20 protein-coding genes are annotated in these 21,872 nt (G+C 51.3%); 4 read left to right on the top strand and 16 right to left on the bottom strand.

The window, feature by feature from the left end; genetic code table 11:
* Positions 1-6: 6 nt before the first annotated feature.
* Entirely contained in the window at positions 7-456 is a 450-nt protein-coding gene (locus GOW93_RS03295; RefSeq protein WP_170381623.1) for a phasin family protein, read from the top strand.
* 57 nt (positions 457-513) lie between these two features.
* The gene (locus GOW93_RS03290) at positions 514-921 is read left to right on the top strand and encodes a universal stress protein (protein WP_170381622.1); all 408 of its coding nucleotides are present in this window, start codon (positions 514-516) and stop codon (positions 919-921) included.
* A gap of 132 nt (positions 922-1,053) precedes the next feature.
* Here GOW93_RS03290 and GOW93_RS03285 read toward each other — a convergent pair whose 3' ends face one another.
* The 4 genes from GOW93_RS03285 to GOW93_RS03270 form a co-directional block, all read right to left on the bottom strand.
* Positions 1,054-2,445 carry an alpha/beta fold hydrolase gene (locus tag GOW93_RS03285; RefSeq protein WP_170381621.1) on the bottom strand — a complete coding sequence of 464 codons (1,392 nt, stop codon included), beginning with the start codon at positions 2,443-2,445 and terminating at the stop codon, positions 1,054-1,056.
* 159 nt (positions 2,446-2,604) lie between these two features.
* Positions 2,605-2,970, bottom strand: a complete 366-nt coding sequence (locus tag GOW93_RS03280; RefSeq protein ID WP_170381620.1) for a cupin — start codon at positions 2,968-2,970, stop codon at positions 2,605-2,607.
* A gap of 77 nt (positions 2,971-3,047) precedes the next feature.
* Positions 3,048-4,493, bottom strand: coding sequence for a phospholipase D family protein (locus GOW93_RS03275; RefSeq protein ID WP_368039630.1), 1,446 nt, complete (start codon positions 4,491-4,493; stop codon positions 3,048-3,050).
* 819 nt (positions 4,494-5,312) lie between these two features.
* Positions 5,313-6,791 (bottom strand): sensor histidine kinase, encoded by a 1,479-nt coding sequence (locus GOW93_RS03270; RefSeq protein WP_170381618.1) that lies wholly within the window; start codon positions 6,789-6,791, stop codon positions 5,313-5,315.
* Positions 6,792-7,087: 296 nt separating this feature from the next.
* Between GOW93_RS03270 and GOW93_RS03265 the strand changes: the two genes are divergently transcribed.
* Entirely contained in the window at positions 7,088-8,425 is a 1,338-nt protein-coding gene (locus GOW93_RS03265) for a cytochrome P450 (protein ID WP_254443438.1), read from the top strand.
* Between the two features lie 49 nt (positions 8,426-8,474).
* Here the strand turns inward: GOW93_RS03265 and GOW93_RS03260 are convergent, their stop codons facing one another.
* Both GOW93_RS03260 and GOW93_RS03255 read right to left on the bottom strand, forming a co-directional pair.
* Positions 8,475-9,608: a response regulator gene (locus GOW93_RS03260; protein WP_170381616.1), complete on the bottom strand. Its 1,134-nt coding sequence runs from the start codon at positions 9,606-9,608 to the stop codon at positions 8,475-8,477.
* Positions 9,609-10,022: 414 nt separating this feature from the next.
* On the bottom strand, positions 10,023-10,763 hold the full coding sequence (locus tag GOW93_RS03255; RefSeq protein WP_254443437.1) for an acyl-homoserine-lactone synthase: 741 nt from the start codon (positions 10,761-10,763) through the stop codon (positions 10,023-10,025).
* A 550-nt stretch (positions 10,764-11,313) separates the two neighbouring features.
* On the opposite strand from GOW93_RS03255, the gene GOW93_RS03250 reads away from it, so the two are divergent.
* Entirely contained in the window at positions 11,314-12,243 is a 930-nt protein-coding gene (locus GOW93_RS03250; RefSeq protein WP_170381615.1) for a response regulator, read from the top strand.
* 459 nt (positions 12,244-12,702) lie between these two features.
* On the opposite strand, the gene GOW93_RS03245 is transcribed toward GOW93_RS03250, so the two are convergent.
* The 10 genes from GOW93_RS03245 to GOW93_RS20650 form a co-directional block, all read right to left on the bottom strand.
* Positions 12,703-13,689: a type II secretion system F family protein gene (locus GOW93_RS03245; protein WP_170381614.1), complete on the bottom strand. Its 987-nt coding sequence runs from the start codon at positions 13,687-13,689 to the stop codon at positions 12,703-12,705.
* A 14-nt stretch (positions 13,690-13,703) separates the two neighbouring features.
* The gene (locus GOW93_RS03240; RefSeq protein WP_170381613.1) at positions 13,704-14,672 is read right to left on the bottom strand and encodes a type II secretion system F family protein; all 969 of its coding nucleotides are present in this window, start codon (positions 14,670-14,672) and stop codon (positions 13,704-13,706) included.
* Positions 14,673-14,674: 2 nt separating this feature from the next.
* A complete protein-coding gene (locus GOW93_RS03235) occupies positions 14,675-16,060 on the bottom strand; it encodes a CpaF family protein (protein ID WP_170381612.1) in 1,386 nt (461 codons plus the stop codon).
* A gap of 12 nt (positions 16,061-16,072) precedes the next feature.
* Complete coding sequence (locus tag GOW93_RS03230; RefSeq protein WP_170381611.1) at positions 16,073-17,302, bottom strand: AAA family ATPase; 1,230 nt, start codon at positions 17,300-17,302, stop codon at positions 16,073-16,075.
* A complete protein-coding gene (locus GOW93_RS03225) occupies positions 17,299-17,991 on the bottom strand; it encodes a TadE/TadG family type IV pilus assembly protein (protein WP_170381610.1) in 693 nt (230 codons plus the stop codon). The genes GOW93_RS03230 and GOW93_RS03225 overlap by 4 nt, the downstream gene beginning before the upstream one ends.
* The gene (locus GOW93_RS03220; protein ID WP_170381609.1) at positions 17,988-18,485 is read right to left on the bottom strand and encodes a TadE/TadG family type IV pilus assembly protein; all 498 of its coding nucleotides are present in this window, start codon (positions 18,483-18,485) and stop codon (positions 17,988-17,990) included. Before GOW93_RS03220 ends, GOW93_RS03225 begins: the two co-directional genes overlap by 4 nt.
* A gap of 15 nt (positions 18,486-18,500) precedes the next feature.
* Entirely contained in the window at positions 18,501-20,036 is a 1,536-nt protein-coding gene (locus tag GOW93_RS03215) for a pilus assembly protein TadG-related protein (protein ID WP_170381608.1), read from the bottom strand.
* A gap of 9 nt (positions 20,037-20,045) precedes the next feature.
* Complete coding sequence (gene cpaB / locus GOW93_RS03210) at positions 20,046-21,008, bottom strand: Flp pilus assembly protein CpaB (protein WP_170381607.1); 963 nt, start codon at positions 21,006-21,008, stop codon at positions 20,046-20,048.
* Positions 21,009-21,162: 154 nt separating this feature from the next.
* Positions 21,163-21,339: a Flp family type IVb pilin gene (locus GOW93_RS03205; protein WP_170381606.1), complete on the bottom strand. Its 177-nt coding sequence runs from the start codon at positions 21,337-21,339 to the stop codon at positions 21,163-21,165.
* Between the two features lie 53 nt (positions 21,340-21,392).
* Complete coding sequence (locus GOW93_RS20650) at positions 21,393-21,584, bottom strand: Flp family type IVb pilin (RefSeq protein ID WP_174818970.1); 192 nt, start codon at positions 21,582-21,584, stop codon at positions 21,393-21,395.
* Between the last annotated feature and the right edge of the window lie 288 nt (positions 21,585-21,872).

Genomic DNA, 21,872 nt, shown 5'->3' with positions numbered 1-21,872 from the left:
CATTCGATGCCAAACAAGAACTCCAATCCAGGTTACCCAACAAATCTTGTTGACGTTTTCAAACAAATGCAGCCGCCTGCCTTAGGCAACTCGGCATTCGGCGCTCAGATAGAACAGTTCTGGGATGCGCAGGAAAAAATGCTGGCGGAAACTGAGGTCTTTGCTCAGCATTGGTTCGAACGCCGCCACGAAGCCGTTCGCAGCGCCTTGCAAGCAGCGCGCAGTGCGTCGTCCGCGAACCCATCCGACCCGACGAAAGCCCTGCAGAGTATGGCAGAATGGCAGCGTCATTCGGCCGAACGGCTGGTTGCGGATGCTCAAGAATGGTTCGAAACGGTGGCCCGTTGCGCGGCTTATGTTGCCGAAACCGAGGCTGAGGCAGTCGAGAAAACTGTTGATGACGTTGCTTCCACCGCGAAGAAAATGGGTAAATCCTCAAAATCTGAACCGGTTTGAGGCTTTGGCGAATGGCGTTGTCACCAAGGAAATTAGTGGCAGAAAAGGGGAGTGCACATGTACAAAAACATCCTGATTCCGGTTGCTCTGAGTAAAGACCACGAAGCGCAGTCATCTTTTGAAGCAGCGCGCTTGCTGGCCGATACTGATGCGGTTTTCACGATATTACACGTCCACGAGCCGATCCCCGTATATGCGGCATCCCAGATACCAAACGAAGTTCTCGAAAATACGCGACATGAAATCCAGGAAAACTTGCATCAGTGTGCCGAGGAAATCCCTGGTGCAAGGGCGAGGCTGATTTCGGGGCATGCCGGTCGGGCTATTGTCGATTTCGCAAATGAGAACGACATTGATTGCATTGTTTTGGCTTCGCACAAACCCGGCTTTGAAGATATATTCCTCGGCTCTACTGCAAACAGGGTCGTTCATCACGCAAGGTGCTCGGTACACGTTATTCGCTAAACCGGCTAAGGGGTTTGCTAACCTCTCATTTGGTCTCTCAGATTGTTCTGGAAGAGCTTGAGTTAACGCAAGGCAAGAGACTGGTTGGCTTCCGAGCTGGCTAGTCTGTGCTTCTTTCTGCTAAGCAATGCGTCAATCTGAGTTTTCCTTCAGAAATGGTTCAATTTCCTGAAAGAATTCATCAAACCCTGGATGACCGCGTATCATGCAGTGGTTTGCTCCGGGGAGTTCAATAAATTCGGCAGTAGGGATTGCCCGAGCCGTCTTACGCCCTTCACTTATAGGCGCCGCCATGTCGCCCCTTGAATGCAGAACCAGAGTCGGAGTCTTCAGGCTTTGTGCGTCTGCGCTGGCGTCTATGTAGGCGTTCATTTCCAAAATACGCAAAGCGATTTCCGGGCTTGCGGAAATACGCTGCATTTCGTCAAAGCTGGCACCTTCCTCGGGAGTCGCGTCCGGCATGTAACTGGATGTAAAGAAATGCCGGTAAACAGGGTTGGGTGACCCCCAGCCAGAAGACACCATAGCGCGGGCGGCTTGGTAGAATTGTTCTGCTTCTGCGTCTTCTCGCATCATGCGGCCTCGTAAAAAGCCACCAAGAAGAACGAGAAACTTCACCCGTTCCGGATATCTTGCTGCAAATCGAATTGAGAATGCAGACCCCTGGCTAATACCCAGCAAGCCAAAACTCTCAAGCCCGGACGCGTCGGCCACCGCGACCATGTCTTCGATCATCCGGTCTTCTGAAATGTCATCAACATCCCAGTCAGATAGCCCGTTGCCACGCTGATCAAACCGAACCAACTGGCAGAGTTTGGACATCTCGGACAGGAAGTCACCCCAGACCGGGCTGGTCCACTCATGTTCAATGTGGTTGAGCCAATTGGGGGCTTTCAATATCGGCACGCCCTCTCCGGTCGAGGCCCACGCGAGATTGGTGCCATCTGCCGAATTGCAGAACTTTACGCGTTGCTGCAGCGAAATCTCCGGAACCTCGCGCGCAGGTGCTGCCTTAGGTGACCAGTGCCAGACACGAATGGGGCGGCTGATGTTTTTTACACGTTGCCCGCCCATGTCGCGGAATGGGGCGTCGATCCGGTCCTGAATTGCCTGATGCACGATGTCCGATACGCATACGCCACCAGGTTCCGCCAACCCTTCAAGCCGCGCGGCCACGTTCACACCATCCCCGAAAATATCGCCTTCGTCGAAAATCACGTCGCCCAGATTAATGCCGACGCGAAACCGAATTCTCTGATCATCGTCTAACTCTGTTTCATTCAGACTCATCACCTGTTGGATTTTGACGGCACACTGAACCGCGTCCTGTACGGACTCGAATGTGGCCAACATGCCATCTCCGGTGGTTTTGACGATATTCCCGCGACGGCGTGTGATTTCGGGATCAATCAGTTCGCGTCGGTATTTCTTTTGACGCGACAAAACACCCAACTCGTCCACTTCCATCAAGCGCGAGTACCCGACCATATCGGCGGCCAAAATTGCCGAGAGGCGTTGTTTCAAAGCAATCCCCCCTATGCCAGTTGACAAAAAAGAAGCCTTACCGGCGCCAACGTGACGTAGCTATTATAGCGCGAAATTGTCGTGCGGTAACGATGCTTTCAGAAGAAGGGTTGTTCAGGGTGACGCTTTGCGCGAATGAAGTCGCGGAATACTCCAAAATCACTCGTATTGAATGATGACGGCCTCAAAATCATCTTCGCTTGTGACCTTTGTGTGATGGCCTTTTCCGAACTTGTCTTCCATATGCCATACGTCGCCCCGGCTGATCGTTCGAAATTCTCCATCGCTTGCGGTTACGTGCACCGTGCCTGCAAGGCAAATCAGCCTCTGAGCGACTGGTGTTGGGTGGATTGGTTCGTCCCAACCAGAACGAAGCCTCAGGAACATGACCCGTTCGACTTTTTCCGGTTCCGAAATCTCGATGGCTTGGGCGGGAGGGGCGAAACTCCGCTCTTCGACTTTGACCTCGATATCGTCCCAGTGACTTTCACCAGCGGCGTCGACGTAGAGTTTGTAATACTTCACGATCAAATTCCTTTCCGCCTTTGGCGTACCAAGGTTTAGATGCAATTCCGCAAGTCGCGCGGGCTTATCAAAGCACTCTAAAGCTGAGAGCCGATTGGTAGAATACTCAGAAAGCCAGCGACTATGTGATCCCAGGTCGTGCCAGTCGGCTCTGCATCATATTCAAGGATTTTGCCATCCTCGCTTAGGGTCGTCCATTTAAGCTGGCCCTCGTCCTCAAGTGTCACGTGATAGGTGTATGCTGGTAGCGCCTCGTCCAGGGCGCCCATGGTGTTAACAGTTAGTGCCGGCGAGTCGATCAGGATGCCCATTTCTGTATTGATGTTGACGGAACGTGGATCCCAGTTGAACGACCCGACGAACAGATATCGATCATCCACAGCAAACGCTTTCGAATGCAGGCCGGACTGGGATTGAGCCCAGTTGATACCGCGACGTTGCACTTGATAGGCGTCCGGCCGCAACTCGTAAAGCTCGACTCCACCGCGTAGCAATGCCCGTCGTTTCTTGGCGTAATGCGCGTAGACCGGGGCAACGTCATTAGAAGCCAGTGAGTTTGTCACAACCTTCACGTCGACGCCGCGACTTTCCAATTCGGTCAACCATTTCACACCTTTGTTGCGCGGCACGAAATACGCCGAAACGATATTCACTTCGCTGTCGGCATTTTCGAAATACGGAAGCAGTTGCGATGCCAGTATCGGGCCTGAATTCTCAAGCCCTGCTGCTTTGGAAGGTGGATCCGCGTAGAGTTTTGCTGGCACCCAATCCAATGAAAGCGCACCATCAGTAAAGTTCTCTTGGGCGGTCTTCTTCAAAGCAGTGCCGTATTGCGTTTTTTTCGCTTCTTCCACCAAGTCGTTTAGCCTGTCGCGCGCGTCGCTCAAGCTGAACGTCTCGGGTTCGCCAACGACTACTCGGGCGGGAACGGCAAACTCACTATTCCAATACGAGTCAAAACTTTGCGATACCTCATTTACGACGGGGCCGGCGGCCAGAACATCCAAATCAGCATAGTTCATTTCTTTTCGCGCCAGAAAATATTCTGCGCCGATGTTCCGTCCACCCACAATCGTAAACACGTTATCCGCAGTCATGGATTTGTTGTGCATTCTGCGGTTGATGCGTTTGAAATCTGTCAGCCCCGCAATGACGAGGCTTTGATCCCGCCAGAAGGGATTGAACAGCCTGATTTCGATGTTTTCATGATAATCCAGTGCGGCTGTCATTGCGTCATAACTGGACGTGTCCATGTCATCCAGAAGTAGGCGGACTCGTACACCACGATCCGCCGCCCGTAGAAGGCTGGCCGCAAAAAGGTGGCCCGTGGGGTCGTTGTGCAGAAGATAGTATTGCGCGTCTATCGTTTGCTCGGCAGCAGCGGCCAATAAGAGTCTTGAGACGAGAGCTTGTTCGCCATCACTGATCAGTCTTACACCTGACCGTCCATCCTTGGGGTCCCCTAGACGGTTGGCCGCTTGTCCAAGAGCCGTGTGTGAATTTGCGGGCAGGGAGACCGACACGGTTTTTTCATACGTGCGAGTTCTAGGAGCGCAAGCGGCCAGAAGCAGAGTGCAACAAACACCAACAACGAAAGCACTTGGCTTCATCGATTCCCTCCAACGGTCACCTCTAAGGTGACTATGCCAAGGGGCAAGATTGCAAGGCTGTTCTTTGAAGAATGAGGATGTCTCGTCACGCGGTATTTTCCGCGAAGCCGTCTACGCTGTGTTTTCTCGAAGACAGAAACGCGCAGTTTCGAAACGCGCTGGCCTGCATTTACATGAGGATTGACACGTAGCTGGCAACAGATGCTTTCAGAAGGCAAAGGGCTATTAACAGAAAGCAAAAAGCCAAGGTGCCCAAGGACCAAGCAGCCTCGATAGAGAATTTGAGGGAGCCATTCTCGCTCGGGTCTTGAACTGCGACCTCGGTACGATTCAACGGCGGGAACAGCTCCCTTTTGCTTTGTTTAACCATGTTCAACTCGTTACATCACTACAAGAACAACTTTATTAATCCCCACATTAACCGAATGTGAATTGCAGGAATCTGCTGCTAATTCTACATATTTTGGACGGTTTTCGAGGAACAGTAATCTCAAGCATGCCCCACTGTTCACGAATCCTCAGCTTTTTCAGGCGGTGCTTGTTGGCGAGATTTCAACCTGCAGAATCTTTACAGGCGCGGTGCTGTAGAGAAGAGAAGCTTGTGCCGTGAGATATTGAGTGCGTAATGCGAACTCCCGCCAGAAAACAGGTCAAGAAGACCTTAATGTTTTTACAATCGCGCAGACGAATAAGAGCACCGGCAGGCAGCTATCTGGAATTCAACAAGCAAGGTTAGCCGGGGTGAATTCCGGTCTTGTTGGCGATGGCTTGAGCAGCAGGAGGGCTGCTTTGTTGGGTTGCGCCAAAATTCAACGTACGAGACCGGCCTTTATTGCCGGTCGAGACGGCAGTTAGGATCGGTAGATCAATGAAGAATACAGTACCTTTGCCCAGTACACTCTTATAGTCGATATTGCCGTCAAAGTGCTCGATGATTTCCTTGGAAATATGCATCCCAAGCCCGGTGCCCCCAGCGTGGCGTTCATCAGATGAGTCAATTTGGGAGAAGCGGTCAAAGACCTTGTCCCGGCAATTTTTAGGAATCCCAATGCCTTGGTCTTTTACAAAGATACGTATCTTTGCCCCTCGTGTCCTACAGCCAACGGTGACTTTGCCACCGTCAAAAGAAAATTTCGCTGCGTTGGAAATCATGTTCGCCAGTACTTGCAGCAGCCGCGATGCGTCGCCCCTGATATACACTTTGTCATTGCCACGTATGTCCTCGACAATTTCCACATTGTGCGCGCATACATATCCCAGATTGTGTGAAATCGCTTCTCGAACCAGGTCGTGAACATCAATCTTGCCCTCTTGGTACCTCATTTCGCCGGCTTCCATTTTTTGAATATCGAGCACGTCGTTAATTAATGAGGCGAGGCGTTCGCTGTTCTTGGTCGCCAAATGAATGATGTTTTGCATCGGCTCAGGAATTTCGCCTAAGGCGCCGGTATTTATCAGATCAAGCGATCCCTTGATCGACGTTAAGGGTGTGCGTAACTCATGGCTAACGGTCGAAATGAACTGGGACTTGGCGATGTACGCAGCCTTTGTTCTCTCATGCTCTTCTTTCAGCTTTTCAAGTTGCTCCAAGTTTCTTCGGTAGAGTTTTAAAAAGACCAAAGAACAGTCGATTAAGAAGTACATCACAAAAACGACTGTGAAAAATTGCAACCAAAGGTCAGATGAAAGGCCAGGACGTTCGACCCAAATGTCCTTCACGACAATCACCATGAACGAAACACCATACAGCGACAGGCGGACAATCATCGCCCAGACGAACTGATGGTTGTTCATGGCAGCGAACAAGGCGGCTGCGAACAAGAAGAACAGGGGGGTAAAATGGCCCCCGGTCGGCTGCGAGAAGGCGACCGAAACAGTATATAAGCAGATCGCAATCGAGCTGAGGATCGTATTCAGCAATATCCAGGTGACCATCATTGCAATTGCTTTGTGTTGGTCTGGCCTGAGGCGCGGCACGCGTTTTGCGAGCATCAAGTCCTGCGCTTCGCAAATAAGTATCGTTCCGTAGAACAATAAAGCGTTGATGGGGTTGAAAAAGAACCCGGTCAGAATGGTCGTCGCCAGAAAAATAGCTTGTCGCTGCCACAAGAGCGCGAAGCTCATGGCAGTGTAATCCTTGATATTCTGCAGAAGCCGGTTTTCCGGTTCCCCGGTAGACTGGTCCAATTGCACTGGATCGATGGCCGTCATCCTAAAGTCTTCATATTTCGCACCCTTGGAACTGTCATAACGAAACAATGAGGACGTAGTTGGTCGGAATTGGGTTCACAGTTTGGCGATAATTGTCAGGCTCATCTCCAAATTGTTGAGTTTTGGATAGGTTTCTAGCTTGGGCACAGGTGACGTGATTGTTGCGTATGTGCCTACATTGAGGTCAAAAGCCTATGATTTCATTGCAAATATGGTGCTTTCCCACCTAGATTGGTGTCAAGGCAGGATGAGGCACTTGAAGGAACCGCGATTTGACTGCGTTTGGAATGACGAAAATGAAGCAGTTCGACGTCACTCCGGTTGCGGCGAGGCTTGCAGAGAAACCAGTGACACTGCTTCAGTTTGCAAGGTCGGCTGGCCGGAATATGCTTGAAGTCATACCGGCCGAGACCCTGCGTGAGACCTATGTTCGCGGCCCATTGAACATACACTATTTCTGCGATCCAGAGATAATCACCGAATTGTTGGTCGGGCAGGGCCGTGCCTTCCCCAAGGCTAAGTTTACAAAAGATATTATCGGATCAGCGGTGGGTAATGGTCTGATACTTTCCGAAGGCGAAAAGTGGCGTCAGCAAAGACGGCGGTATTCACCGTTGTTTGCAGCCAGGAACCTGCCGACCCTTGCCCGATACTTTGCAGAGACGGGGAACGAGGTTGCAGACTCTCTGGCGGAAAACGAAGGCCCTGTCGATGTTGCTCAAATTGCGCCTGCATCAACGTTGGCGAATATTTCCCGTGTAATCTTTTCCGGTAATGAAGAGGTCAGCGCAGAACAAATTCGCGTCGGGCTGATCGCATATTTTAAATACATTTCAGATATTTCGCTGTTCGACTTGATGGGTTTGCCAAAGTGGTTGCCACGCAAGAAGTGGCTAAGCAGTCGGGCTCCGGTCACTACGATGCGTGAACTTGCGCGACAAGTTATCGAACAACGTCGGTCCGAAAATCGGAGCGAACCCCGCGATTTTCTTGATTTTATGATCGAGGCGTTGAAGACGGATTTCGAAGACGAGGAAACGACCGTCGACAATCTTTTGACCTTTGTCGTCGCGGGTCACGAAACCTCGGCCAATGCTCTGGCCTGGGGCTACTACTTGCTCGCATTGAATCCTGAAATGCAGCACAAAATTCGCGAGGAAATACTGGCGGCACGCTCAGAAGGGCTGGTGGAGTATTCTGATCTTGAGGCTATGCCTTTGCTTCGAGCTCACGTTAAGGAAACATTGCGCCTTTACCCCTCAGCTGCCTTTTTTGCCAGGGATGCATCCGAAAGCGTCAAAATCAAAGATGTCTCGATTGAAAAGGGAGATGCCCTGTTTTTCCCGGTCTACTCGTTGCATAGAAACGAAAGATTATGGGAAGAACCTAACGAATATCGACCTGAACGGTTCCTGGGTGCCAGCCTTCCGCGTGGTCAGTATATTCCGTTCGGTGATGGGCCTAGAATTTGCATTGGCGCGCAATACGCAGAAACGGAAATCATGGTTTTGATGGCCTCTGTACTACGTCGCGTGAATTTTACCTTGGGCAAGGCGCAGATACCGGAGCCGGTTTTGACATTTACCATGCGCACCAGTGGCCCTCTCATTCTTGAAGCCGAGCGAGTTTCCTAAATCTTTAGGACGGAGAACTGCCGCGCGTCCCTGGCCACATTTGACAGGTCTAGCTCCTGTCTAGGTAAGTGTTCTCGCCATAGAGTTCCCGCAGAACAGTCTCGAACAATCTACCCGTTGCTTTCTTTTCGGGCGCTGGGGTTGTTCGTGGCTGCATATGTGATCCTATCATTGAACCTTTTCCAAGCGCGTTCTCTCGGCTGTTTGCTTTTTCACATGCCTGGTTCAAGGCAGTAAGCGCACCCGATTTCGAGAATGAACGCATTGATACCGGCGAACTCATCACTGTCTTAAGATGCGCCGATGAAGAACGGCTGCTTAAAACCATCCTCAGTTTTCGGTTGAGCACTTCTTCGGTTGGAAGGCGGTTCGTGCGACCGTATCCATGCGTGATAATGAGGAACATACCGCTTCCACGGTAAGAAAAAATTCCTTCTGCGCGCATCGAAGTCTTTTCTATGCATTTTCCAATGCCAGAAATCACATGCCGAAATGTGCCAAAGTCACTTATGTCAAAGTGATATTCGGCATTCTGGAGTTTGACTGCCGTCACCCAGGAATCAAAGCGGCGCCCTCTCGACAACTGATCGACGTAGTTATCGAACTCGACATAGCGCAGGCATCTTTCCAGCCCTTCGATCGACAATGGGTCGTCAAAACTGAACTGCTTATTGAAATCCAGTTCTTCGCGGAGGTTTTTTAGCGATGCCGATGACGTTTGCGCTTTAATCCGCTCCATCATCAATAGGTGGGCCGCGTTCATGCGGCTGCGTAGCTCGAAAAAGTCAAAGGGCTTGGTGATGTAGTCAAAGGCACCTTCCAAGAATGCCTCTTCGATGTACTTTTGATCCGTCATCGCAGTTAACATGATTACCGGCGTTTCCAGATATTCCGGTGTTCTGCGAAGTTGTCTAAGTAATTCAATGCCGCTGGTTCCGGGCATCTGAATGTCCACAAGCAGACAATCAAACGGAGTTTCCGCCGTTTCTACTATTTTAAGTGCTGCTTCAGCTGAGGCGGCGGTAGAAACTTTGCAGTTTTCAAGCTCGGGAAGTGCTGATTGGAGCAGCACAAGTATGCTTGGTTCGTCATCGACGACCAACACGTTAAGCGTCACTTGCCTTAGTGCCTGGATCTCAAGCTTTTTTTGGAACCGATCATTGCCGAGAGTGGAATGTTTCATAACTTGTGAACCGCTGTTACTCTGCTTAACGTGCCCAGATTAGTAAGCGAGTGGGACGAAACAGCGGCAAAACAGCAGAAAATCTACGTGAAACGCGGTATTTTCTTGACCTTATTTTGGCATTTGTCGTTTTTGCGCCAACTTCTCGGTTTCAAATGCCGTTCCCTTCGGGCCAGATAACAGCGATTGGATAAGGCCGTAGATAGGCTTCAGTAGATTTATTGATCTATAAATAGAGGCTTTAAAAATGGCCTCTGTAGTACGGAGCGGGAGGTTTATGGCCTGAGCGTTCTAGGGGGGGGCTGAACTTACCCGAAAACTTTTGGAGACCAGGTATCTTGGATAAAACCGTTTTGGTAACCTCAAAAGCGCCCGTTGCTTTCGAGCAATCAAGCGGCGCGTATTTTACCAGTGTTACCTGTCAATGTTGAACAGGACTGACTGACTTGCGGTACCATCTATAGAAAATTTGGCTCCGACCGGTGTGGCATAAACACCGAGCCGTCTCGACCACCGTGCCCAGACAGCGGGGACAATTCCCAGTATGGTGGACGCCCCACCATTTTTTGCTGCAATGGTCATTTGGTGAAACAGTTCCTGTTGAACCAAGAGCCTGCGTGACGATGAGACACCTTCGGTCACAAAAAAACGGGTCGCTTCCCATACGGTCGGTTTTACCGGCGCTTCGAAAAACAGAATATCAGTTGGCAATCCGGTCAGGATACCTTTTTGCGCATCCCGCAACATGTAACTGTAAATACCACATTGCGCCGTACTGGGGAGGAGGCGAACCCCGCCGAGCACTTCACCGAATTCATGAAGAACAACCCATTGACACGCCGGAGTATCGTATTGGTCGAACTCCATGCCATCAGTTTCACCGACTTGCCATTTGAGCCTGTCAATAAAGATGGATTTGCGCGTTTCCAGGTACTTTGCAAGCAACGTACCGTGCTCGTGGATGTTGCGAAAACTCATTGTGGTTGCACGAACGCCACCAAGTTCGCCTCTTGGCGTTGGCAAACCGCGCTTGATCGCAAAAAGTTTGCGTTGCGCCGAAGTATTTGGCGCGGCCTGTGTATCGTTGGCAGGACTCAGGTCCGGAAAAATATCCGGCGCTGGGTATGCCTGCTCATACCTGAGTGGTCGGTCCATATTCTGCCCATAATTTCGGCACACTTATGACAAGATTCAGTACCGGAAGTCTACAACCTAATGAAGTGCAAAATGGAATTATCGGGCGAGTGTGTCTAATTCACATCCCTCGGATCAATTGACTGCAACAAGGAAACTCGCCCTTAATCTTGTTGTGCCCCTGATTTCATCAATACTGGGCTTTCACTCTACTGATTTCCGCCAAGATGCTGTTAAGGTTCAGTTTCAATGTCGAGCCTGCTTAAGGACCTGAAAGCGATCTTGCCGTCGAGAGCTTGCAATCAACTGTGCAACTCGGTGCAGCATCTAGCGAAGCGATTTTGCATCTCATGATTGAGTAACCACTAGAGTTGGGAGTGCAGTTGCTGAGGCTGTGCTGCGCAAATAAATAATGATGCGCAGACATAACGAGGCCCATCTTGGGTCAAGCTTTTGCCGCGTTTCTCCGGCATCATGGTGCAGTCCTGAGAGTTTTATGTACCAGCCAGTCGTTGCCTATGGTCTGCAATGCCCAGCGATTGGTTCGGTATAAAAAGGTTGGTGAATAGTTATGCGTATTCTTGCCGTAGACGACGATCCCAGCATCCTGGAACTGCTGAATAGCGTTCTTGCTGCATTTGGGTACAAAGATGTTGTCACCGCCCGTAGTGGAAGTGACGCACTTGAAATCCTGTCAAACCCTTCGGAGGTTTTCGACTGTCTGCTGTTGGATGTGCAGATGCCGAATATGAACGGGATAACTCTTTGCGAGGAAGCCCGTAAGATTCCTGGATATATGTACACGCCTATTATCATGGTAACTGCCATGGTGCAGAAACAGTATATTGACGAGGCTTTCGAAGCCGGTGCCACGGATTATGTTACAAAGCCGTTCGAATTCTCCGATTTAAAGCAAAGGCTTTCAGATGCGTACCGGATGGCAGCAGAACGAAGAGCTGCAATCGAGGTGCTTGAGGCGGATGAGGATGATTGGCCCGAGTCGGAAGTGTATCCGGATGTTCGCCTAACCGAACCTCAATATTTCGGTGACTTGCCTGGATGCATTGGCTTGGCTGAATTTGAGAATTACGTCATTCAGCTTTCAACTATGCACGCAGCAGCGGCAAAAATATTGGCGGTCAAAGTGATCGACGTAGAGCAGATCTACAAATCCAGTTCGACCAGTGAGTTTCGGGAATCCATGGCGTCAGCAGGTGCTGCGCTCCTCCGTGCCACTAAGCAAGGGCGCAAGGTCGCGACGTATTGGGGGAATGGCGTGTTCCTGTTCGTCTTCGACAACGAAGATGGGGTCAGTGCAGAGCGGTTACTGACGCAGGGGCCGGAAATTACGGACGGCGTTTTGTTGGGTAGCACATTGATTTTCCATGTTGGAGAAGAAGTTGCTCTGGAAGCCACCACCAAAATGGAAGCGCTGTTTTTGATAGACAAGGCGGTCGAATTAGCCGACTTGCAGCGCAGCCAAGCGGCAAAATTTGGTTGAGGATCATCGCGGGGCGATGTGACTTGAGCGGAGATTTTCGGAACCGACGCGCATACTTTTCGGTAGGCTTGTCTGTTGTTCAAGAGCGCTACTAGGTTCACCTGATTAGCGGCGGAATCGCGTTTAGGGTTGTCGCTGGTACTTCGAAACCTAAAAGATCCCTTACACTTGCTTAGAGTAGAAACCAGCGCTGAAGCGCCATCAATTCTTAAGCCCATATTCTAACGGTTTTAGACGCGAACACCATGCCAATGTCCTTCGTCAGACGAACTTAGCTTGCCTGGGGGCAGGGGACCGGTCAGCGTTTGGGTGTAGCCTAACCGCCGCTGTGCAGCCGATGCCAATGCAACAGATGAAAGCGGCTCTGTTCTAAGCTTCCAAGATCACAAAAATTGACCCTTTAGGGTTGCAAGTGTTCCTATGTCATTATGCCGATTATTGCGATCGCTTTGTCAGGTGTCATCCAAATATGTTGATCCAGCGGATCACCATTGGCGTCAGGCAAATTAGCAACAACACAGGCATCATGCACAAAGCCATAACAGCGGACATTTGTACGGGCAGGCGGTTGGCCTTTTCTTGCGCGCGAAGTTCGCGATCTATACGCATATCAGTCGCAAATCTGCGCAGCGCGGTGGAAACGCTGGTTCCGTACTGGTTGGATTGCAGCAGCGCGTTAACAAATGAATGCATTTCTTCTACGCCGACGCGATCGGCCATATCCAGAAAAGCAGCCTGACGTTCCTTACCTGCCTGCAGTTCCAACTGCAGAATGGTGAACTCTTGCGACAATGCCGGCGCAGCTTGCGCCAATTCATGAGATACGCGAACCATTGCGGCATCAAAGCCCAATCCTGCTTCGATCGCTACTTGCATCAGATCAAGTGCGTTCGGGAGGCTATGTTCAATAGCCACGCGACGTTTTCTTACCCGTCGCCGCAACCAGAGCGCTGGGCCATAAAAACCAATAACCATCAATGCAGTCACAATTTGCAGCGCATTGATCCACGTGACGCCTTGCAGCGCGCTAGCTACGCCCAATTGAATCTGTAGTTCAAGAGGCAACGCCATGGCTATTACAAACGCAGTAGGAAGCACTAATCCCATGATAATGCGGAATAAATAAAAGGTGCGAACAGCATTTTTTCGCTGAACACCGGCCTGTTTCAAAAGCCGACCAACGCGAGACCTCTCACGCTTGGATGATGGAACAAAGGCTTTTAGAAGCCCGTGCGGGTCACTGTTATCTCCTTGCAGGAGGTCAAAGTCCGCTCCATGCCCGCCTGAGACTGCTCCAACACGCATACGGCGCGCGGCCGTATCGTCGCTGGTGGCCATGCCTGACACTCCAACCACCACGAAGAATACACTTATGGCTATGCCGCCCATCAAGAGATACTGCAGGGGAAGGTTCGGGTCGTTCAGGATATCTTGTATAGCTTCCATGTCTCTTCTCCCTGTTAGAACTTGAAATTAACAAGTCGTCTAAGAATTAGCCCTTGAAGGACCGTCAAGCCGACAATGGCGCCCACAAAATACGGAAACGTTGGATCGTCCTGGACTTCGCCATAAAATCTTGGAGTGGAAAGATGGATCGAGAGAAAGATCAATATTGGCAGGCACGTGAGAATAAGCCCGCTCAACCTACCTTCGGCAGAAACGGCCTTGATTTTCTTCTGCATGGTGTGACGGTCTCTTATGACCTGCGACAGAATATTCAGAACTCGGGCCAGATTGCCGCCGGTACCGTGCTGAATACCAATGCTCACCGCCAGATAGTATGCATCTTCGGTGCCAACGCGCTTTGCAAAATCCTGAAAGGCAGTTGCCACGTCATCACCATAGTTGATCTGGTCCTGAATGATGCCAAATTCCGAACCAATGGGATCAGGCATGTCCCTAGCAACATTGCCGACGGTCACTGCGACGGGATGCCCAACTTTTAGCCCTCGCGCCATTAAATCCAGAGCGTCCGGCAACTGCTTGGTCAGCTTTTGCGTTCGGTCCTGCTTCAGAGCGATCAATGTGAATATCGGCACGACGATGCCGCACACGGCACCAATTGCCAAAGCAATCTCCGGTGAAACATAGCGTGTCGCGAAGACAAAGCTGCCAAACGCCAGCAACACGGCTGCAAACACGATCCAAACCGGGCTTATCGTCAAACCGGCCTGAATGATCAGACGCCGCAAGCGAGCGGATGGGCCAGGGTTCTCTCCTGGATTCGTCATTGCGGGGTCACGCAACAATTGAAGAACTTCTTCAGTCGATGCACCGCCTTGCATCATTTTCATACGCCGGTTTCGTGTTTCAGTCAGGCTTTCCCGGCGCAGGAACAGCTGCTGCAAGCCTTCGTAGGCCAGCAGAATGCCGATGAATAGAGAGATATAGATTAAGATGTTTATGGTGTTTGGCTGCAAGTCAATCATGATTACATCGCCCCACGTATAAACATATTGGTATCGACATCCACACCTGCTGCAACCAATTGGTCAAAGCATTTCGGACGAATGCCAGTAGGTATGAACTCGCCAAGAATTTCTCCGCTTTCGGACTTGCCCCGGCGCTTGAATACAAAGATGTCCTGCATGGTTATCGTTTCGTCTTCCATTCCGGTAATTTCGGAAATGCTGATGACGCGACGGGTACCATCGCTGAGGCGGCTCAGTTGCAGCACAATATGAATGGCCGAAGCGATCTGTGACCGAATGGTTCTGACCGGCAAATCGGCACCAAGCATCGTGACCATCTGTTCAACCCGGCTTAGCGCGTCGCGGGCCGAATTCGCGTGAACAGTGGTCATTGATCCATCGTGACCGGTGTTCATTGCCTGAAGCATGTCAAAGCACTCAGAGCCACGAACTTCGCCGACGATGATACGGTCCGGGCGCATCCTCAGGGCGTTGCGTACCAGATCGCGTTGAGTGATGGTACCTTGTCCCTCAGCGTTCGGCGGGCGGGTTTCAAGGCGAACAACGTGTCTTTGCTGAAGTTGAAGTTCGGCGGCGTCTTCGATGGTGACAATGCGCTGCTTGCCATCGATATATGATGAAACGGCATTCAGCATCGTCGTTTTGCCCGAGCCGGTACCACCCGAGATAAGAATGTTCAAACGCGCTTCGACGAGTGCCTCGAGAAGCTGTGCGGCTTGTTCATTCATACTCTCTTGTTCAACAAGTCTCTTTATTGTCAAAGGATTACGAGAGAATTTCCGGATCGACAGAGCGGGTCCATCTACAGAACAAGGCCGGATAATCGCGTTTACACGGCTGCCGTCTTCCAGTCGGGCATCAACCCAAGGCTGGGATTCGTCGATGCGTCTGCCGACTTTGCTGACGATTTTGTCGATGATACGAAGCAGATGGCGCTCATCACGAAAACGGGCTGTCGTTTCCTCAAGCAGGCCAAATCGTTCGACGTAAATCTGATCATAGGAGTTTACCAGAATATCGTTGATGGTTGGATCTTCCAGCAGCGGCTCTAACGGCCCCAGGCCAAGAACTTCGTGAATGAGTTCGTCTACAAGCGCGGTAAAATCCTCGGCCCGCATATGCAGGCGTTCAGCCTCGACCATTCCGGTGACCAAGGATGCAATCTGCCGCTTCAGTTCCGATCGCTCAACCTTGTCGATTACGGACAAGTTCAGGCGGTCAAGAAGTTCACTGTGCAAGCGGCTTTTCAGTTCCAAATGGGCTTGCAGGTCAACGTCCACAGGTTCGGAAGTCACCTTCGCCTTTTTGGGCGTTTCGATTGGCCGTTCCAATGTCAGCACATTTGACTTGGAAGTAGCCTTGCGTGATCTGAATTCGTTGAACACGGTGATCTCCTTTTATGTACTCTTTACGGCGACAGGCTGAACTTCAGCCGAAACAGCAGCGGCCAGTTTTCCCAAGGCTTTGCCAAGATCCGATTGCGGTTTTATGTCCACGATCGGTCGACCAAGATCCACAGAATTACGGGCGACTTTCGGATTGTCCGGCAGCCAATGTCTCAGCTTTGTTTCCAAAACCTTTTCGGCTTCACGGACATGAGAGGGGCGCATCAGTGTGTTGCGTTCACGGCTGACGACAATCTCGACCGGCAGGGTCATGTTTGCTTCCCGATAGAAATCAATCAAACGCCGCGCCTGGCGCACGCTGGGCACTGTAGTGTCGGTGACCAGCGCCAGCTGCGCGGCGCGCTTGAAAATGGGCTCGACCCATTCGACAATTGCGCAGGGCAGGTCGATCACAATATAGTCGTACCGCTGTTGAAGCAGGTCGAGCATGCCTTCAACGATTTCAGGGCGCATCGAATGAAGTGGTACCATCGGGGCCGGCGCACACAGAACATCTACACCCATGGCATGTTCTTGCAGGATCGACGAGAGGAAGCGATCATCAGGTTTTTCAGCGTTTTCAATGAGCTGCATAAACCCACCGTTGTCTTCCAGATCCAGAAACACATTCGAGTTTCCGAACTGAAGATCAAAATCCAAAAGTGCGACGCGGCTTTTTTTGGCTTTTCGGAACATCGAACCTTTGCCGCCAGCAAGCGAACACGCAAGGTTCACGGCAACGGTTGATGCACCGGCACCGCCGCGTGCTTTGGCAATTGGTATGACCTTACCCAGCGTGGCCGCCGTATTCTGAAATGCCGTCTGTGGCGTATTGCGGGCGCTGATTTTTTCACTGACGGCAGCTTTCAATCCTTCGCTATCGATTGATAGAGGCAGAACTTCGTCAATGCCGATCTTGCGCAACTCACGCGCCTTGGTAATCGTAAGGTCGTTCTGCGTCAGGGCCACGAACAGCGTTGAGTCATCGCGATGCTCTAACACGTCTTTGATGGCTGCTACTTCGCCCGCATCATCCGGGTCGATTTCAAATATCACCAAGTCATGCTTGAAGGCCAGTTGAAGGGCGGTGCCATTCAAGGCTTGAAATGAACTAGCATTCTCGGTGATCAAATTGTCTTCACCGGCAGGAAAGACGTCAGCCACAATCTGGGCTATGTCCTCGTTCTCGGAAACAAGCATGACCGAGTGTGATTTCAATGTGGAAACGTTCTTTTCCGTCATCCTGATTCTCCTAATGCAAGGTCTTCAGCAGGCAGCGAGACACTGAAACTGGAATAGCCCAACGTCTCTCCTGCATTTGGAAGTGTGCTGTTCGTCGCGCCCGCAGCGTTTGCCAAAGCACCCAGCGGTGACACGAACTCAAAATCGGCAAGATCCAGTTCGACTGTGACCATCGGGGTGTAAGGGCCGCCCAGAAAACCCAGTTCTTCATCAAATTCGTAAGTGATCTGCAGGTTGGCTATCGTCGCGCCCGGTGGCAAAAGTGGGCTGATACGACCCCAGATCTCATCTGAAGTTCCGATGGGATCTTGATCAGTAGCGAGGTTCTCCACACCGCCTACACAAACGAGATCGCCTGGATCATCGCATACGCCGGTTGCGGCGTCGCATGCCGCGCCAAAACGGAGTGATGTGTCACTACCGCGCTGATGAATTAGCGGAAGGGGGGTTTTGTCTGCATAGTTACATGCAGCTGGACGAACGACGGCAATACGGGCAGCCATCTGTGCGGCTTTTTGCGCGTTTACCACACTGAATGAAAGGCGTCCGAAATCCAGCAATGACATGAAAAGGAACAAAAACAAGGAAACGACGATGCCGAACTCGACAAGAACTCCGGCGTCCTCACTCCGCATCAGTTTCACTCTTAGATGGCGTAATTGCGCGCGGATATGTTGTGCACGTTTCATTGTCCGATAATCCGAGTTGTGTCAGAAACGTTCGTCGTGATCGAAGATATTTCATCACCGAATAAAGCTAGAACTCGGCCCATCGGTAATTGAATAGTGATATTGGCGTTGACTTGCCCGACGGGGGCGGGGCTGACACGGTAGGTGCCAGTAACGCAGGTCAGGCTGGGTGTTACCGAATTGACAGTTATGCTGGGCGGGAAAAGCCCGTTGTCATCCCGGTCGTTCTCGACAATGCCTTTCAAAGTCGTTGTGAGGCCGGTGACAGACCCACCAGAGCTGCAGATATCCGATGGTGTTACGCGGGACATATAGCGGCTGGCATCCCGGACACCTGCAATGACCGCTTGGTAAGACCACATAATGCGCGCGGTTTCCAACGTCATCGCCAACATGAGCAGCATGAGCGGCAGGATCAGACCAAATTCCACCAGGATCGCACCGTCATCACTCTTTGCTAAGCGTTTGAGAGGGGAGGGAAGGCGTATAGTCATGATCAAGCTCCTCCCTTACCGATACAGTTGAACAACGTCGCGGAAGATGCCGCCGAACCCAGCACCACCGCTGCCGACGCCTTCGACATCCGGAAAGCCTACGACCTCGCCATAAATGTTAAAGTTGGGGGGCGATGAACCATCCTCGCCAACAGGTTCGGTCAGAAAGACAGAGACGAACTTTGTTACGGGTACGTTCTCAGTTTTGCCCTTAATTACGGTTTTCGAGCAATCGACACCCGCAGCGTTTACCACGCGTCGTTCGGGTTTGCTTGACATTTTGTTAGAGCAAATTGGGCGACCGGTTTCCGGTGGAAAATTGGGGTCCAAATTGACCGGATCCAGAATGGAAGGAGCAAGTGGGTTGCTCGCGGATGTTGCATACTCGATTTCCTGCAAGTACATCTCGTAGCGAGAATTGGGCTTGACGCCTGCCGGCACGGTCATCGCGTTTAGATGTGTGTCTACACCTCCGTGATTTGCGTCCAGATATGCTTGGCGATCCCATACACCGTCACCGAAACGGTCGTTGCCTGTGTCGCAAGTGCCCGCAGCCATGCACAGGTCCTGGCCAAGAGCTATGGCGCCCGTGTCCTCTGTACCACCTTGGATACAAGCGTTGCCGCCCGTACCCTTTTTCCCTTTGATGACGTTGGGAGCAGGTGCATAAATTTCTTTGTTGCGGTCTCCATTAAGGACGGATTGGAAGATATCAAAGCGCGTATTGAATGCGGCGCTGGTGATGCCTTCCTTCTGTCCGGGTTCAGTCGTAAAGCCGTTGGTAAGGACGCACTGTGTAATGGCCTCTTGCGCTGCAATCAGGCATGCAAGTTGGTTGCCACCTTCATTCTCACACGCGCCCTCGGCATCTTCATACTCTGCCAAGTCGACAAAGCCGAAATTCCCTGGCCCCCAGGCAGCGCCAGTGCCGCCGCTGCCACCGCCGCCGCTGCGAAGCAGGATTTGATCGCCGACGTTCAACTTGTTCTCCCAGTCGTTAGGCAGGCAGAACATCAGCGGCGTGATGTCGCAAGCCGCTTTCGCATATCCAGCTACGGCTTCGGCAGTGACATCGATCGGTGAAATTCCGTTGCCGCCAACCATTTTGTTTACAGCGGATGCCAGATTCATGCTCAACGATTTTGGGGTCAGAGACACATGCGCAAACTTGGCTTGGCGCGGGTCAGTCGTGTCATCCACAAGCGGATCCAGGTCTGAATCCGGCAAGGCGGAGTAAAAGGTCAGCGTGAAGTCTGTTGATCCGGAAAGCGTTTTAGATCCGTCGGCAAAGGTTTGCTTGCGGCTGATCAAGTTTGCGGCCGCATTAGCCGAGCGGGTAAGCGCATCGGGTTGCCCGTCCAACTCTGCAGCGGCAGCCATGGCGACATTGTCCGCGAAGGATTGAAGTTCTGCATGGGTCGAGCTTAACCGGCCGACATCCATTGTGATTGCAAAGAAGCCAAGGAATGCGACAAACGCTGTTCCCCAAAGGACCACTATTGTGCCGCGTTCATCCTTTGCAATGCGTGATATGATTGCTTTCGGAAACATGGCTTTGTCCTACTGGTTGGCGCTTTGGCTGACGTCGATCTCACGTGTGTTGGCTTGGGTTTCTGGTGTCACGATTGCAGGGGTAACCTCAGCATCCGACTGGTTGCTCGACTCTGCCTCGGCGGCAGGTTCAGCATCAGCGTCTTCTTCGATGTCACGGCGGTCTCTCCGTATGACCTGAACCGTGGATGAGGTGCCGCGAGTCACTCTGACAGTAGGTTGTGCCTCGACCTTCTCGGCCGGTCCTTCCTCTTGCAACAGGTCGCGCAGGCGAACCATTTCCATCGGCTCGTCTTCGACACCTTCCAGTGTTCTGAGGGTCAGGCTGAGCGTACCTGCTTTTTGTGCCAGAGCCAGTCGTTGGCCCTGCTGGGGGGTAACTTCTACCGTAATCGTGCGGGCAACACCCGGTTGGTCGCTGTTTTCTGCGGACTGTTGGTCTACACCAATCACACGGATTTTTTGCAAGACTGTCACAGCACTTAATTCACCACCTGAGCCTTGCGTCAGGACAATGTCCACCCAGTCACCAGGGGTCACAAAACCACCAACCGCAGTAACCGCGTTAACTTTGATAGCCATAGCGCGAGTGTTTTCACCCAGCTTCTGAACCAGCGTTACTTTTTCGCCGTAGTTTGAAACCTTCGTTTGCAGCATGGGTTCGCCGGGATAGAAACTTGCTTTGGCGCGACGCAACTGCCGCCGCTCTGAAGGAACAAGCACATCCAACTGCGTGAATGCACCCGGAGGCAGCGCCTCACGAGGCCACGGATGAACTGTGACATGATGCTTTTCTATGACCTGGCCAAATTGGATTTCCGACTGCGCGATGTAGATCTCGACCAAATCAGCATTTGATGCTGTTGGTGCAGGCTCAGATGGGTTAATTTGAATGTAGTCCTTCGCCAGGAACACGGAACCAGAAGCAATCGCGATCCCGAAAAACGTGGTTATAATTGGTCTAATACGCATCGCTGTCTCCAAAAGTTACGCACAAAAAATTCGAAATATCGGTGTTGCCGTTTTTCGAAAATCCCGGCGGTGTATTCTGCGCCACCACCAAACTGGTGTGACGGCGCAGAATTGTGTTTGTATGAAAAAACCCAGTTCTTTTTCAGCAAGTCAGTTAGCAGTTGGCGCTACCGAAAGCTGAACAAGCTTGGGTCACGTTTTCGTCGGTTTCATCGCCAAGGAACGTGAATGCAGTAATGGCAATCGACGCCACAACCAGTAAGGCAAGGCCATATTCAACGATTGCCGCACCGCTTTCTTCCTTTACGAACATTTTCACGAACTTAGCCATATTTCCCCCTAAAGGTTAAACTAACACCGACGTTAAACGCTGCCGCTTAGGTATCATTCAGCGGGATCACAGGGGTTGTTCGCATCCAGAGCGTTACAAGCGTTTAGCACGTTGTTAGCTGTTGTAGTGCCAAGGAACGAGAATGCGCCAACGGCGATCGAACCAACAACCAGCAGGGCGAGGCCGTATTCAACAATTGCCGCACCGCTTTCTTCTTTTAGGAATTTGTTCAGGAATTTTGTCATGTTTCCCCCGAAAGGTTAAATTTACACCGACGTTACGAACTATCGCAACGTGAGCCACGCATTCGTCGTCAGCTCCCGAATCAAATTAGATGAAGAAATTCCAGTCGCCTTCCGATAAAGCTAGGAGAAATACAACTTAAGAATGTATTCATAAGATACCAATCCCGCTTTAAGGTATAAAATTAAACCTTAGATTAACGGCGTGTTTATTTTGTGCCGAATCAACACATTAAGAAACAATCGGGCAAAATTATGTTGAATTGTGTATGGTTCGATGGTGTATCCTGA

Origin of the sequence: Ruegeria atlantica, assembly GCF_013032455.1 — a bacterium.
Lineage (GTDB): Bacteria > Pseudomonadota > Alphaproteobacteria > Rhodobacterales > Rhodobacteraceae > Ruegeria > Ruegeria atlantica_B.
This window is presented reverse-complemented; position numbering and strand designations above follow the sequence as displayed.

Coding starts and splice junctions, on each gene's coding strand:
- GOW93_RS03295 (WP_170381623.1), top strand. CDS start 7: ATGCCAAACAAGAACTCCAATCCAGGTTACCCAACAAATCTTGTTGAC.
- GOW93_RS03290 (WP_170381622.1), top strand. CDS start 514: ATGTACAAAAACATCCTGATTCCGGTTGCTCTGAGTAAAGACCACGAA.
- GOW93_RS03270 (WP_170381618.1), bottom strand. CDS start 6,791: ATGACGGCCATCGATCCAGTGCAATTGGACCAGTCTACCGGGGAACCG.
- GOW93_RS03265 (WP_254443438.1), top strand. CDS start 7,088: ATGAAGCAGTTCGACGTCACTCCGGTTGCGGCGAGGCTTGCAGAGAAA.
- GOW93_RS03260 (WP_170381616.1), bottom strand. CDS start 9,608: ATGAAACATTCCACTCTCGGCAATGATCGGTTCCAAAAAAAGCTTGAG.
- GOW93_RS03255 (WP_254443437.1), bottom strand. CDS start 10,763: ATGGACCGACCACTCAGGTATGAGCAGGCATACCCAGCGCCGGATATT.
- GOW93_RS03250 (WP_170381615.1), top strand. CDS start 11,314: ATGCGTATTCTTGCCGTAGACGACGATCCCAGCATCCTGGAACTGCTG.
- GOW93_RS03245 (WP_170381614.1), bottom strand. CDS start 13,689: ATGGAAGCTATACAAGATATCCTGAACGACCCGAACCTTCCCCTGCAG.
- GOW93_RS03240 (WP_170381613.1), bottom strand. CDS start 14,672: ATGATTGACTTGCAGCCAAACACCATAAACATCTTAATCTATATCTCT.
- GOW93_RS03230 (WP_170381611.1), bottom strand. CDS start 17,302: ATGACGGAAAAGAACGTTTCCACATTGAAATCACACTCGGTCATGCTT.
- GOW93_RS03225 (WP_170381610.1), bottom strand. CDS start 17,991: ATGAAACGTGCACAACATATCCGCGCGCAATTACGCCATCTAAGAGTG.
- GOW93_RS03220 (WP_170381609.1), bottom strand. CDS start 18,485: ATGACTATACGCCTTCCCTCCCCTCTCAAACGCTTAGCAAAGAGTGAT.
- GOW93_RS03215 (WP_170381608.1), bottom strand. CDS start 20,036: ATGTTTCCGAAAGCAATCATATCACGCATTGCAAAGGATGAACGCGGC.
- cpaB (WP_170381607.1), bottom strand. CDS start 21,008: ATGCGTATTAGACCAATTATAACCACGTTTTTCGGGATCGCGATTGCT.
- GOW93_RS03205 (WP_170381606.1), bottom strand. CDS start 21,339: ATGGCTAAGTTCGTGAAAATGTTCGTAAAGGAAGAAAGCGGTGCGGCA.
- GOW93_RS20650 (WP_174818970.1), bottom strand. CDS start 21,584: ATGACAAAATTCCTGAACAAATTCCTAAAAGAAGAAAGCGGTGCGGCA.